This is a genomic window from Neiella litorisoli, assembly GCF_014773395.1.
GTDB classification, from domain to species: Bacteria; Pseudomonadota; Gammaproteobacteria; order Enterobacterales; family Neiellaceae; genus Neiella; species Neiella litorisoli.
The window spans coordinates 70795-84996 of record NZ_JACXAF010000010.1 but is presented as its reverse complement, the minus strand read 5'-3'; the positions used below and the strand labels follow the sequence as shown (position 1 = coordinate 84996).

Sequence of the window (14202 nt, the reverse complement as noted above, 5' to 3'; positions counted from 1 at the left end):
GTAGCGAAACGCAATATCACAGGGGCACTTACCTCAAAATACGCCAACAACGAAGTTGAGCGTGAATTAAACAAAGACGGAAAGTCATAATGAACCTACACGAGTATCAGGCTAAACAATTGTTTGCCGAATACGGCCTTCCTGTGTCTGAAGGATACGCGGTTGATACACCGCAAGCGGCTGTTGAAGCGGCTGATCGCATCGGCGATAACAAATGGGTTGTGAAATGTCAGGTTCACGCAGGCGGCCGCGGTAAAGCGGGCGGCGTGAAGTTGGCATCAAACAAAGAAGAGATCCGCGAGTTTGCTCAAAACTGGTTGGGCAAAAACTTGGTGACGTACCAAACAGATGCTAATGGCCAGCCGGTTAGCAAAATCTTAGTCGAATCTTGCACCGATATTGCCGATGAGCTGTATCTGGGTGCTGTCGTCGACCGCGCTACACGTCGCATCGTGTTCATGGCGTCAACCGAAGGTGGCGTCGAGATTGAGAAGGTCGCCGAAGAAACACCCGAAAAGATCCTTAAAGCGGAAATCGATCCATTGGTTGGTGCAAACCCATACCAAGCCCGCGATCTAGCATTCCAGCTTGGCCTTGAAGGCAATCAAATCAAGCAATTCACCAAGATCTTCCTCGGTCTGGCGAAAATGTTTGAAGACTATGATTTCGCCCTGCTCGAAATCAACCCATTGGTCATCACGGACAAAGGCGATCTGCACTGCTTAGATGGCAAAATCAACATCGACTCAAACGCGATGTATCGCCAAAAGCGTTTGCAAGAATTCCACGATCCTTCGCAAGAAGATGAGCGTGAAGCCCATGCGGCTCAGTGGGAACTGAACTACGTCGCCCTTGACGGCAACATCGGCTGCATGGTCAACGGCGCTGGTTTGGCAATGGGTACCATGGACATTGTTAAGTTACACGGTGGTGCTCCTGCAAACTTCTTGGATGTTGGTGGCGGCGCAACGAAAGAGCGTGTGGCTGAAGCATTTAAGATCATTCTGTCTGACGATGCGGTATCAGCCGTATTGGTTAACATTTTCGGTGGTATTGTTCGCTGTGACATGATTGCCGAAGGCATCATCGGTGCAGTTAACGAAGTAGGGGTAAAAGTTCCTGTTGTTGTTCGCCTTGAAGGTAACAACGCCGAGCTTGGCGCCAAGACTCTGGCCGAATCTGGCCTGAACATTATCGCTGCAACAAGCCTGACGGACGCAGCTAAGAAAGTTGTTGAAGCCGCCGGAGGTGCAGCATGAGCGTTTTAATCGACAAAAATACCAAAGTCATTTGTCAGGGCTTCACCGGTGGTCAGGGTACTTTCCACTCTGAGCAAGCGATTGAATACGGTACACAAATGGTTGGCGGTGTATCGCCAGGCAAGGGTGGTCAAACTCACCTTGGTTTGCCAGTGTTTAACACTGTTAAAGAAGCAGTTAAAGCCACTGGTGCCACTGCATCTGTGATTTACGTTCCAGCGCCGTTCTGTAAAGATGCGATTCTTGAAGCGGCTGATGCCGGCATTGAGTTGATCGTTACCATTACCGAAGGTATTCCAACACTGGATATGTTGGTGGTTAAAGAGTACTTGACGCAAAAAGGCGTTCGTATGATTGGCCCGAACTGCCCAGGTGTGATCACGCCGGGTGAATGTAAGATTGGCATTATGCCAGGCCACATTCACAAACCAGGTAAAGTTGGTATTGTTTCACGCTCAGGTACGTTGACGTACGAAGCGGTTAAGCAAACCACTGATGAAGGTTTTGGCCAGTCCACTTGTGTTGGTATTGGTGGCGACCCAATCCCAGGTTCTAACTTCATTGATATTTTGAAGTTGTTCCAAGACGACCCACAAACTGAAGCCATCGTCATGATCGGTGAAATTGGTGGCTCAGCAGAAGAAGAAGCGGCTGAATACATTAAAGAAAATGTAACCAAGCCGGTTGTTTCTTACATTGCTGGCGTTACGGCTCCTCCGGGCAAACGCATGGGCCACGCCGGTGCGATTATCGCAGGCGGTAAAGGCACAGCAGCAGAGAAGTTTGCCGCATTGCAAGCTGCTGGCGTGACCACGGTAGATAGCCTTGCTGATATCGGCAAAGCACTGCGTGAAAAAACTGGTTGGTAAGTTCAAGCTAGCAACCCATAAAAAAACCGGTCATTTGACCGGTTTTTTTGTGCCTCTCGATCCGATTTCGATTAGTCACAGTCTGGTAGTGGCAGGGGGCCTTGTGTGACAGGTTGATTACTGTCAAGTTCGATGGCAAATGCTTGTTGCCCGAGCCCTTGAATATTGGCCGACACGAAGTCGCCATCCTGCAAATAACCCAGTCGCTCTCTGCCGACAAACTGATCTTCTAGAAACTCCTTTCGGGCGTTATCAATAGAAAATCCGCCTTCAAAAAATAGCCCGATCTTTTGCCAAATTGAAGGCGCTTGGATCGCTGTTCCGCCAGCGGTGCCCGTTAGTAAAATCGAGCCAGCAGGAACAATGCCATCGGTCGGCAATACCCAATGAGCGTTGCCGTGGCGATCGCGCATACATTGGTTTTTCCCTTCTTGGTAGCGCGTTGCCATCACTTGAATGATTTGATACGGATCGAAACGCATCTGCATCAAACTCGCGTCTTGCTCAAGAATGTATTCGCCGCTTTTGGCTTTGGTTACGCCGAGGGAAATATTGGCATCGATTTGCCAATTGCCTTGCTCATCGGCGAATCCTTCCCGACCTAATCGTAACCAAGGGCCAAGCGGCATGAAACCCGGATCACTTTTACCTTGGGTGTAACCCGAATCTGGGTTGAGGATTATTGGCACCCGATCACTTAAATCATTAGCCAGCGCAAATGCGACGCTCGGGTAGAGCTGTTGGGGACGGGGAGGGGCGTTTAAATCAATGTCTTCAAGCAGCACCATCGCCAATTCAACTTCATAGTCGAGTAATACATCAGTTGCCGCGCCAGTTCGCACCGACTGATATGGGCCGGTTGGTAACACCGGCTTGGCGAACAATAGCAATGGTCCGCTACCACTGTAGTCGCCGGTCTCCTCGAGGTGTTCGCGGTAGTTAAAGCCAACGCCGATCACTAAGCGCTGCCGTTCGTCGAGCTGTTGTTGGCTATAAGCGATTGGCGGCAAAATACGAGAACTGCGCGCGTCGGCCAAGATGGGTTCAACGATTAAGTCGTCGAATTGCGGATCGGTCAGCAAGGCATCGGCAATTAATTGGGGTTCAACGGTGACCGATTGCGGCTGACAAAAACGCGGATCACGATTGCCAAGGTTGGCTATTGCAACCGGTATGCCTTGATGCATTTCCACTACCGCGCCGAAGCAAGCTTGGCCAGCAAACGGTTCCTGCTCGCTAACAAACCGCGCTAATTTAATCGCGGCAACCGATTCAAAACTAACAACTGCCAATACCAGCGCAGCAAAATTGACACGAGCACTCAACATGTCTCCCCCTTTTTCAACCTTGGTTGTATGGCGTTAACCATAGACCAACGATTTGAATTAAAGCTGAACGAACATTGAGTTCACGCGGATGTTAGCGTTTTAATTCGTAAACGGATCCGATTGCTGATTTTTCGCCGCCAATTCGGAGTAGCCACAAGTAGCCGCAGACGCCAGCGATCAGCGAAGCAAACAAGATCCCTAGTTTGGCGTGAACAACCATGTCCGGTTGATGACTAAAGGCTAATTCAGCAATGAATATCGACATGGTAAAGCCAATACTGCCAAGCATTGATGCACCTATGATGTGACGCATTGTGGTATCCGTTGGCAGCACGCTCCAACCTAGCCGTATGGCCAACCAAGATGCACCGGCGATGCCAATGAACTTGCCGAAAATTAAGCCGGTGATCACGCCAAGGGTGACTGGATGGCTGATAATTTCAGAGGTATTTGCAAAGTCGATCGTCACCCCAGCGTTAAATAGCGCAAATATAGGTAGCACCATAAAGGCCACCGGTTTATGCAGCGAATGCACCAAGCGCTGAAGTGGCGGTTGCACACCCTGAACACCACTTTCTAGCGTGTGAACGATGCCGTTCATCGTTGGGTTTTTGAGGATGTCGGCACTATGTGTATAACTATGTTCAAATTTCTGCAGTAGTTGTTTCACTCGGAATGTGAATAGCTCGGGGTCGAACTTGGGTTTGGCCGGTATCGCAAATGCGGTAATCACACCAGCTAGTGTCGCGTGCACGCCAGATTTCAACAGCACCAGCCACAGTAACGAGCCAACAACAAAGTAAACAGCAGCGGTGCGAATACCAACAATGTTTAGCAGCACTAAAATGCCGGTCATGAAACCCGCTGCGATAAGGAATTGCCAAACCAATTGATCGGTGTAAAACAGTGCGATGACAACGACAGCACCGAGATCATCAACAATGGCCAAGGCGACCAAAAAGGTGATCAGCGCTTTGGGCACGCGGCTAGCGAGTAGGGCGATGACGCCAAGCGCAAACGCGATATCGGTGGCCATCGGAATGCCCCAGCCACGCAAGGTATCGCCGGAGCCGTAATTGAGCGCAACATAACACAGCGCCGGTACAATCATGCCACCAACGGCCGCAACAATTGGCAGCAATGCTTTGCGCACCTCAGCCAATTCGCCGACCAAAATTTCGCGCTTAAGCTCCAACCCAACCAAAAAGAAAAACAAGGTCATTAGGCCGTCGTTGACCCAATGGTGGAGCGTTTTCTCAATATGCCAAGGGCCAAACTGAAGGCCGAAATCAGTGTGGAGCAAATTTTGATACCAGCCAGCCAAGGGGGTATTGGCTAATAGCAACGCTACTGCAGCGGTAGTCATCAGCAGTAAACCACCGGTTGTTGTGCGATTTACGAAGCGCTCAAACGGCGTCAGAATTTTATTAAACTTATGTTCCCAAGTTTCGGGCTTGGTATGGTCATGGCTTAAAAATTCTTCGCGTTCCGAATTGCTCACAGCACATTCTCCTGCACCATCAGTTAATTAGGATTTAAGTTTAACGACTGATTTAATGAACAGCCGGTTCAATCACAGCAGTGCCGTTATCACTGATCAGCCATTGAAACGAGCCCCAATACCAGCGGCCATCTTTACCACTTGGTGCCGTACACGTGTACTTATGACGACCCCGTTTTAGCGGTTGTTCTGCACTAATTAATAGCTCATTAGCCGTCAACGTGGTGGAAATCGGCGCGCCGCTGCTGTTAAAACAACTCGTTCGTTTGAGCACATGCTCAAAGCCAGCATGCGATTTAACGCGAACTTTCAGTGGATTAGCGGCGCTATCAAGGATAATTGGGTTAGGGTGCTCAGGTAGAAAATCGCCAGGAAACGGCAGGCTCAATAGTTTGACACTAAGTGTGTTAAGCGCCGCATACTGACTCGATACGGGGATCCGTGGCAATGCCGCAAAGTCACTCAAATAGCCAGCAGCGCCAGTACTTTGATTAAAACCTGTGTATCCGAGTTCAGTAACAATTGCGGCTAACGCTGTGTTGTATTCACCATACGGATAGGCAAACAATTGACTCGACCAGCCTAACTGAGCTTCGAGTAAATTTTGCGCAGTGGTGATTTCTTTAATCGCCTCAGCGCGCCATTGCTCATAAGAATAACCATGTTCAGCAGTCACAATCATATGACTGTGCTGGTGTGAATGATTCGCTGGCACCATCAATCCTGAATCGGTCATTTCCTTTAAGTCTTGCCAAGAACACTGAGAGCTGTATTGGCGCTCAATCATTTCAGTGCTAATGAACAAAGTGAACGGCAGTTTTCGTTTTTTCAGGATCGGCCAAGCTTGCTCACAGACCGAAACATTGGCGTCGTCAAACGTAATGGCGACGACTTTGTCCGACGAGAAGCTTTGCTGCTGACGTAACTTGCTCACAATCGTTGGTAATGGCAGCACCTCAAAATCGTTTTCGGCTAGCCAGTCTAAATGCTGTTCAAATTCCGCAGGAGTTACGCTTGTCGACGGCGGCGTCGTTTCGCTAACGTGATGGTATTGGAGGATAACCGCGGAATGACCAACATCGGCAGAAGCGGTCAGCGGCACTAGGTAAGTTGCCAAGACGAGAATGAAGAAACGGCGAATCATAGGCACAATCAGAGTAAGTCAGAGAAGTCCTATGGCCGAATATACGCGAGTTTGTAGATTGCACAACCAGAGATGCGCACAATGTATATTGCGTGGTTCGATATATAATTCAGATGGTTACGGTCTTTGTTTGTCGATATTGATACCGTAGCGTTCCTTAAATATCCGCTTATGCCGGTAGTAAGTCTCTCTTGGTAGCAAATATTTGGTCGTGTGGCCGATACGCCACGTGATGTAGGTAGAGCGAAGCCCAGAGGGGAGGCGAAGGATAAAGAGCTGCTCTGCTGGCTCTAGAATGATGTCAGATTCGTACATGCCCTATCGACTGATACCGTTGTCAGGTTTGTGCCGAAATCATGCCTACGGTGAACGGGTATCGCAATGTGGAGTGCCGAGCGCTCTTTAGGAGCGAGAAACGGAACTATTGCGAGAACCCGTAGTGTTTAAACCCAAACCTTAACCCCCGAATTATCGTGTTTACTTCCCCTTTAATCACTCTGTTATCTTCCATTAGTTTTTATTCCCTTGCCCAAAATTACTCCTTCCAAAACCCAAAATCTAGCTGTATGTTGACCAAAGTGAACCAAGGGGCAACTTATGGCAGAGAACAGAACAGAGCGGATCACCATCAAGGTGACGCCAACCATGTATAAACGACTAGAGAAATTAGCTGATGAACTCGGTCAAACTCCTTCAACGCTCGCATCGGTGTATCTAGGTGAAATCGTCAGAACAAAAGAAATCCAGCGCGAGGCTGGCGAAGCGGCTGTAAACCGTATGGGCGAAGCGGTTGAGCGCACGCTGGGACCGGTGATCGCAGCATTGCAACAAGCAATGGTTGAACAGGAATCAGAACAACAAGAAATCGAAAAGTAGAAAGTAGGGGGCTTAGCTCGCCAAAGCTAGTTCCCTAAAACGAGGAAAGGCCGGACTCGCCAAAGCCCGACCCTTCATGCTGGTAAGTGCGCCAACACCGACCAGCGTTTGTTAATCCCCGAGAAGGAAATAACAGGAATATGTTACCTGCGTACTCTGGCGCTGTTACGCCATCCGCGCATCAAGGATACATGTCGCATGAAAATAAATCATGCGAAAAGTCGTCTTTAGATGCCTTCATAAGCAACTTAGAGCTGAAAAATGCTCAAAAATCACCCTCAGCCACCGAAGCTTCTGCTGGGCTTGTCTCTTCTTCAACAAGTGGAACGTCCACTGACAGAATAAAAATAGACCCCAAGGAATCCCGAGTTCGCAAAATGCGTTACTCGGTTTTAACCAGTTCAAGACTCCAAATCGAAGATCTAAACCAAGGTGGCTTTCGTCATCGCATTGCCATGCTCACGCTGACTTATCGTGACTTGGATGGTTGGAATCCTCGGCACGTAAGCGACTTGATGCGCCATATCCGTCAATGGTGTAAGCGGCGAAACATCGAGTTCCGGTATGTCTGGGTTGCTGAGCTGCAAAAGCGCGGTGCGTTGCATTATCACATCTTAATCTGGTTGCCTCGCGGCATCTGTCTACCAAAGCCTGACAAACAAGGTTGGTGGCCACACGGCTTCACCAAAATCGAATGGGCTAAAAACGCGCTCGGTTACATCGCTAAGTACGCATCCAAAGGCGAAGAAAACGCCCATGGCTTCCCAAAAGGCTGTCGCATCCATGGTTGCGGCGGTCTGTACGCGAAATCACGCAATGAGCGTTGTTGGTGGTCAATGCCGTCTTGGGTTCGAGAAACAACAACCATCGAGGACAGTCCTCGACGGGCTAAAGGTGGAGGTATTTTGCTGAAAAGCACAGGTGAAATACTCGTATCCCCGTGGCGAGTGGAGTTTACGGCCATGGGTATCTTCGCAGTGAAACGAAATCTTGAACAAGAAACCAAAGGAATGACCAATGACCAAATCTGAAATCGATAAAATCATGCCTGGTTATCAGGCTTACCTAAGCATTCAACACAACATCGAAGCGCTGAGGCATTACGGTGATCTGTTGACTATGGAAGATCCAACGGGTGCGTTGTTGATTACGTTGACCGATAAGATGCTTGCAGATTTACCCGTATTGCTTTTTAACTCCGTGATTAATGTCGAGCAAGAAGCGTAGCACTATATCTAATGGTGCTATGTGGTCCCAAATTTGGGACTTTTTATGCTGCTACGCGGTTCGAAGTTTCGAGCTTTTTGAAAGTTGTTTGCTACTACGTAGTCCGAAGAACCGGACTTTATCATGCTGCTACGCGGTCAAATATTTTTGACTCCGGTGAGTAACTCGGTGCCACAGCGTTTGGCTGGGGCACCGATAGCGAACCGATGTTCAGTAGGATTAATGGCGCCGGCGATAAGCGACGATTTATAATCTTCGCGTTCGCTGGCTTCTGTATGCCAATAAGATCGAATGAGTGCCAAACGGCCAATCGTAAGCGCCCTGAGTAGTTACAGCCTTGACTGCGCACAATGTATATTATGTTAAATGATATTATCGAGTGGCGCGTCAATTTGCGCGTCTTGTCACCAATATTCTCAGTGAGAATCAGACTGGTCGCGCCAGTCTGATTTAGCTTCCCTATTCTGAACTAGATGAGAGTTGAGACCATGCTAGAATTTTAGGTGTTAACGGACTATTGATATGCGTTTAAAGAAACAATATTCACATAGTTCGATTACCTGCACGAAGAGACCAACAATGCTTCCGAAAGAGATTGCAAGCCAGATTGTTTGGCCAGATGGATTGTCGAGTGAGCTAAAACAGCAATTATGTGCTGTGGGTCAACTTGTCAAAGATATTAAGCCGAAGCCTGACTCGTCTTACGAGCCAGCCTCCGGGATTTGGTATGTACTTGATGGGGTTATCACTCTTTATATGCAGATCCCAAGTCTTTCGACAGTCAACAGCGTTGTTCTGGGTCGGGGCGATTGGTTTGGTCACTTTGACGAAACTGAAGAAAACAACCCGTTTATACAGGTTGTACAGGTTATCCCTCTCATCGCCGTTTTCATGCCATCCGAACAAATCATGCGCCTCGCACAAACCAACCATGAAGTATACAAATGGTATTATCTTCAAGGTCTTATAATGAAGCCAAAATGGTTGCAAGCACAGGTAATACGGAGCGGTAGTGTGATGGAGAGAATCATATACATCCTTTTAGATATCGCGGCTAGACAAGGCAGTTCGGTAAAAGCTACATACCCTATTCCTCTCTCTCAAAATCAACTTAGCTTACTAACTGACATCTCGCGCCAACGTGTAAATGAGGCTTTAAAGGCTTTAGAAAGAGCGCAAGCGATCGAAGTACACCGAGGCCAAATTTTGTTGACGGATATTTCAAAACTGGCAACACGTTTGCAGGGCTACGACCTAGCATTTCACAACCCTCTAGAAATAATGGACACCCGCCAAGAAAACTAAATCTTCCCTTTTGTTATCACAAAGAACTGTCCCAACGTCTCAAATCGATATTTTTTAAAAAGGTTATTTTTTATACAAATGTCCGGTTCGTGACAGATATTGATTTCTGACTACGCATAATCCGCACAGTTCAATTAGACAAAGAGAGCGGAGCGAGCAGTGGTTAGGGCTGACATATTGGTAATAGGTAATATTTCCGGTTCACAACCGGAACTTAGATTTCTGGGTAATCAAGTGGCATCAGGTGCAGTGGTCGAAACTGATTGTGCAGAGGAAGGCCTTCACCTTTTGGAAGCAGGGTTTGAGCCCGAACTGGTGATCTGTGATGTGTGTGTGAAGGGGATGGGATGCCTCGATATAATCAAAAGAATCGGTCAGTTAAACTTTTCAACAGTCATCGCGTTTGATAACCAAATTTGCGAAAAAGTCTTGGAGGTACTTCGAGATAGAGCTCTGATATTCGGGCTAAAGTCTGTTGTGGCATTACCCTACCCCCTAACTAAAGACACTTTAACTTCACTTATCGAGAGTGCATCAAAAGATAATGCTGCAAATAGCAAATCTAGACCAATTTGCTTTAAGGCTACTGAATCGGGCGTTGCAGAAGCCTTAGCAGCTAATCAGTTAGAGGCCTTTTTTCAACCGCACGTTGATACCCAAACCAGTGAGCTTATTGGCGCTGAAGCTTTAATCCGATGGAATCATCCGGAACATGGAGTGTTAAATCCAGGGCAGTTTTTAGAGTGTGTTGCAGGAACTGAAGTTATGCATCAAATAACGCTAGAGATGATTCAGCAGGCTATTTCAGCTGCGGTAAGTTGGCGTTGTATGGGTTTGAATCTTCGCGTATCGGTCAACGTAGACGTTAGTGATATCGCAAAATCAAACTTTGCCGAAATGGTCTCTGGAATGTTGAACAAGGGGGAGCTTGCCCCCTCTATGTTAATGCTAGAGCTTACTGAGCGGGAGTTAAGACATGACATCATCGCCGTATTCGAGGGAATGACGAGAACTCGGAAGCTTGATATTGGATTGTCAATCGATGATTTTGGAACCGGTCATTCATCACTTGAGCAATTGATAATGGGCCCGTTTACCCAAATCAAAATTGATCGAAAGTTCGTCGCTCATATGCTGGCTTGCAGAAAGCACTCGGCCGCAGTCAAAAACACAGTTTCCCTTGCCCGAGAACTTGACTTAGAGCTAGTGGTTGAGGGAGTCGAGAATACGGCTCAAGTCCGCTCGCTCAAGCAAATGGGTTGCTCCATTATGCAAGGTTATTACTGGTCAAAGCCCTTATCAAACGCACAATTCTCTCGTTGGAGTACCATGTTCAGAGACAGTAACTTGAAAGTTGCAGGAGTTGCGTAATGAAACGCTTTGAAATGAAAGCGGCGGGCACTTTTCTCTCCGGTATTCCTGCTTGTATGGTAATTCTTTCTATTGGAGTCGTACTGACTACTTGGGCTCGTTGGTACAACAATAGTTTAGAAAGACGCGCTTTGTTAGATGACTTTCAGCATGTCGCCTATAGTCGAGCAATTTCACTGCATCGCGAAATAAGCCGGCACATTGAAACTCTGCGTACATTGGCAGCTATATATGAAACACAACCCAACGTCAGCTGGGAACAGTTCCAACAAGTGTCGGCCCCAATACTCGAAAGTTACGTGCACACCCAAGCACTTCAATGGCTTCCAAAAGTTGCTCACTCTGAGCGCAAACTTTATGAGCAAGCGATGAAAAAGCGCTTTCCAGAATTTCGGTTCACGCATCAACAAAACAACAAGATGGTAAATGCCGCCAAAAGAGAAGTGTATTACCCTATTTACTATCTAAATCCGTTAAAGGGCAATAATGAGGCTTTAGGTTACGATGTCGCTTCTAGTAGCGTACGGAGAGCTGGTTTGATTGAAGCCGCCTCCTCGGGAACGCCACAGTTAATAGCTGGCCTGAAACTGGTTCAACAAAAAGACGATGCTCCGCTTTTTTTTGCAGTAGTACCGATCTATAAGCAGCCATCATCCACCCCGAAGGAACGCCTCCATAACTTAAAAGGGTTTGTACTTGGTGTATTTAAGCTCCGAGAGTTGTTTGATGCTTCGGCATTATCTAAGCGCCCTTTGGGAATTAAAATGACGCTGATTGACGAAAGTGATCCATCTCAACAACGCGTACTTTATGTACACGAGTCGAGAACGAGTACACCGATCGTTGAAGGCATAGAAATTCGCCAACCTATGCCTCATTTCTGGGGTAAAACTTGGAGCATTTTGGCTACTCCCACAACATCATTCATGAACCATCACAGTAGTTTTTCGACTTGGGTAATTGCCTTGGTAGGAGGGGGAAGCTCATTTCTTTTAGCTTTCTTTACTCGCTCAATACTCTCTAGGGTGAATCAGATTCAAGCGCTAAATCGACAACTTGAAACTTTAGCCCAGGAAGATGGGCTAACAGGGTTAGCGAACAGAAGGCGCTTTGATGAAGTACTTAGCATGGAACTGTCCCGATCGCATAGGCAAAAAACAAGTCTAAGCCTCGCCCTAATCGATATTGATTACTTTAAGCAATACAACGATGTTTATGGACATATACAAGGGGATCACTGCTTGCAAAGTTTTTCTGAATGCCTGCGGAAAGCCATCAGAAGGCCCACTGACCTAGCGGTTCGCTATGGTGGAGAAGAGTTTGCCTTATTATTACCTGACACGGATTCCCCTGAGGGCGTCATTTTAAAGCTACAACAGTTACTCAAAAGAGCGGGGATTCCGCATGAGGCATCGAATGTAGCAAGCTTTTTGACAGCAAGTATCGGAGTGGTAACAGTAACAAGTGGTATAGCTAGCATTTCTCCAAGTGAGCTAATTGAGCATGCCGACCAAGCTCTTTATCGCGCAAAGAATGCCGGACGAAATACTGTGGAATACATACGAATCAGTCATGAAAAAGAGGAAGGCACAAGAGCTTTATTGCGTGCTATATCATAGAACAATAGCCTTGGATCCAGTGTACATAAGAGTAACGATAAGCAAGATGACTTTCAGAATGCCAAATCATCCGGCTAGATGTATAGCTGAAAAGAATTTAGCTCAAATCTAAACTGCCAGCCACCGCATCAGAATCGGATATATGTCAGCTCAAGTCTGAGCGCACGTTATCATTTTGTAGATACGTGGATTCCACTTACGTTTTGGGGCAACAAATGAGTTTGAATGGAGTTAGCCCATTCTGAACTAGCCGAGAATGGGCGCTTCTAGCCATTCTGAAGTATGGCTGCAACCTTTTGATTTACATCGAGCGCTGTTCTGACTCTCAGTGCGAAAATCCATTCCAATATTTGGAGATTCTACGTAGAACTCAGAACGGCCTTCCGTTCTGAGTTACGTCACCGACTTTTGGATTAAGGAGAATACTCAATCAGTGCATCCTCCTTATCCCAATGTTTAGATTTGATTAGAATTTGTAGAGCACACCGACGGAAAACAGATCAACGTCTTCGTCGATATCATACCACTCCCACTCACCGACAATACTTAACTGGTCAGTAAACGTGTATTCAGCGCCGAGGCCATATAGAGGGTCGTTGCCATCGTCATCGATACCGGAAGCAGCTCCTCCTCCTTCGACATCCCACATGATCATGCCGAACTTACCAAACAGGGCAAACTGATCGTTGAGTGGCAGCGTGCCCTTTGCAGCGACTGACCAACCATCAATTTCGGCGCTGATTTTCGAACCGTCTATGGCGCCATCAACCTCTCCAAAATCAACCCAAGCAGCCTCAAAAGCGAGGTTCGAATTCAACGCCCAACCGCCCACGATTTTCCAGCCGATGTCCTCGTCGTCGCAATTATCAATACCACTGCACGCATCGATGGTAGTTTGTCCGATACTTGCACCCGCATAGAAGCCATTCTGAGCAAAAGCACTACCAGTCATGCCCAACATTAATAAAATTGCGCCATTAAGTTTCAATTTTTTCATTACCTTTTCCTCGTTGAGCTAACAAAGGATAAATATTATGCCCAAGTACTTTTATCCTTAGTTGGCCGGTTATAGCATTCCCATGCTTTTGTAAAATCGGTTTCCGGTATATGCGTGCCCGATTTAAGTTCCTAGGATTTTATGATTAATTTCAGGTAGGTACTATGACTAGCGTAGTTGAAGTTTCACAATTCGGGCGATTTTTAAGCGAATAGCTAAGCTCAACGGCATCGTCAGTACCATGGCTATGAAGTAGACTAATATCGCGCATCAAACTGTGTACAACTGGCGAGCCTTCCATTCTGAACCACGCGCCCTATTCTGAATTAGCTGAGTATTTCGTCGAAGGTCGATTCAGAACTTATTTCAATCGTTCATTCCACTTGCCGCCATTGTGCCTTTCGCAATTTTCTTCCGTGTCATAGGTTATGTGTTGATTGACGTTCTTGAGTTTCAATCCGATTTGCGACAGCGCTGCATCAATTTGCTCGGCCACTTGGTCTTTAACTGGCAGCGATAAAAAGCGCTGAAGGCGTTCATTGCTATCAAAGATCAAAACCACCTTTAAGCTCTTAGGGAATTGCGAATAGTTCACCAAATGCGTAAGCCATTGAAAGCCTGCAACGTGTGTCAGCATATGGTCACAAACGTCAGTGAGCACAACCCGAAGTTGGTTTTCTAACTTTTTATCCGTCTTACGCATGGG

At 47.1% G+C, this 14202-nt stretch carries 13 protein-coding genes; 8 read left to right on the top strand and 5 right to left on the bottom strand.

Features of this window, described 5'->3' with window-relative positions; all coding sequences use genetic code 11:
• The first annotated feature begins 89 nt into the window (after window positions 1–89).
• Together sucC and sucD are read left to right on the top strand one after the other, a co-directional pair.
• The gene (gene sucC / locus IC617_RS09380) at window positions 90–1259 is read left to right on the top strand and encodes an ADP-forming succinate--CoA ligase subunit beta (RefSeq protein WP_191144744.1); all 1170 of its coding nucleotides are present in this window, start codon (window positions 90–92) and stop codon (window positions 1257–1259) included.
• The gene (sucD, locus tag IC617_RS09375; protein WP_191144743.1) at window positions 1256–2128 is read left to right on the top strand and encodes a succinate--CoA ligase subunit alpha; all 873 of its coding nucleotides are present in this window, start codon (window positions 1256–1258) and stop codon (window positions 2126–2128) included. The genes sucC and sucD overlap by 4 nt, the downstream gene beginning before the upstream one ends.
• 71 nt (window positions 2129–2199) lie before the next feature.
• On the opposite strand, the gene IC617_RS09370 is transcribed toward sucD, so the two are convergent.
• From IC617_RS09370 to IC617_RS09360, 3 genes are all read right to left on the bottom strand, one after another.
• Window positions 2200–3456 (bottom strand): fumarylacetoacetate hydrolase family protein, encoded by a 1257-nt coding sequence (locus IC617_RS09370; protein WP_191144742.1) that lies wholly within the window; start codon window positions 3454–3456, stop codon window positions 2200–2202.
• A gap of 91 nt (window positions 3457–3547) precedes the next feature.
• Window positions 3548–4957: a Na+/H+ antiporter NhaA gene (nhaA, locus tag IC617_RS09365; RefSeq protein WP_369410385.1), complete on the bottom strand. Its 1410-nt coding sequence runs from the start codon at window positions 4955–4957 to the stop codon at window positions 3548–3550.
• A 52-nt stretch (window positions 4958–5009) separates the two neighbouring features.
• Window positions 5010–6101 (bottom strand): polysaccharide deacetylase family protein, encoded by a 1092-nt coding sequence (locus tag IC617_RS09360; protein WP_191144741.1) that lies wholly within the window; start codon window positions 6099–6101, stop codon window positions 5010–5012.
• Window positions 6102–6698: 597 nt separating this feature from the next.
• Between IC617_RS09360 and IC617_RS09355 the strand changes: the two genes are divergently transcribed.
• The 6 genes from IC617_RS09355 to IC617_RS09330 all read left to right on the top strand — a co-directional run bounded on the left by IC617_RS09355 (window position 6699) and on the right by IC617_RS09330 (window position 12499).
• Complete coding sequence (locus IC617_RS09355; protein ID WP_191144740.1) at window positions 6699–6977, top strand: hypothetical protein; 279 nt, start codon at window positions 6699–6701, stop codon at window positions 6975–6977.
• 377 nt (window positions 6978–7354) lie between these two features.
• On the top strand, window positions 7355–8008 hold the full coding sequence (locus tag IC617_RS09350; protein WP_191144739.1) for a rolling circle replication-associated protein: 654 nt from the start codon (window positions 7355–7357) through the stop codon (window positions 8006–8008).
• On the top strand, window positions 7995–8204 hold the full coding sequence (locus tag IC617_RS09345; protein ID WP_191144738.1) for a hypothetical protein: 210 nt from the start codon (window positions 7995–7997) through the stop codon (window positions 8202–8204). Before IC617_RS09350 ends, IC617_RS09345 begins: the two co-directional genes overlap by 14 nt.
• A 579-nt stretch (window positions 8205–8783) precedes the next feature.
• Window positions 8784–9509: a Crp/Fnr family transcriptional regulator gene (locus IC617_RS09340; protein WP_158100545.1), complete on the top strand. Its 726-nt coding sequence runs from the start codon at window positions 8784–8786 to the stop codon at window positions 9507–9509.
• 159 nt (window positions 9510–9668) lie between these two features.
• Window positions 9669–10880 carry an EAL domain-containing response regulator gene (locus IC617_RS09335; RefSeq protein ID WP_191144737.1) on the top strand — a complete coding sequence of 404 codons (1212 nt, stop codon included), beginning with the start codon at window positions 9669–9671 and terminating at the stop codon, window positions 10878–10880.
• Window positions 10880–12499: a CHASE domain-containing protein gene (locus IC617_RS09330; protein ID WP_191144736.1), complete on the top strand. Its 1620-nt coding sequence runs from the start codon at window positions 10880–10882 to the stop codon at window positions 12497–12499. Before IC617_RS09335 ends, IC617_RS09330 begins: the two co-directional genes overlap by 1 nt.
• Window positions 12500–12965: 466 nt before the next feature.
• Here IC617_RS09330 and IC617_RS09325 read toward each other — a convergent pair whose 3' ends face one another.
• Together IC617_RS09325 and IC617_RS09320 are read right to left on the bottom strand one after the other, a co-directional pair.
• Window positions 12966–13496, bottom strand: a complete 531-nt coding sequence (locus tag IC617_RS09325) for an outer membrane beta-barrel protein (RefSeq protein ID WP_191144735.1) — start codon at window positions 13494–13496, stop codon at window positions 12966–12968.
• Between the two features lie 361 nt (window positions 13497–13857).
• A complete protein-coding gene (locus tag IC617_RS09320; protein WP_191144734.1) occupies window positions 13858–14199 on the bottom strand; it encodes a Fis family transcriptional regulator in 342 nt (113 codons plus the stop codon).
• Window positions 14200–14202: the final 3 nt, after the last annotated feature.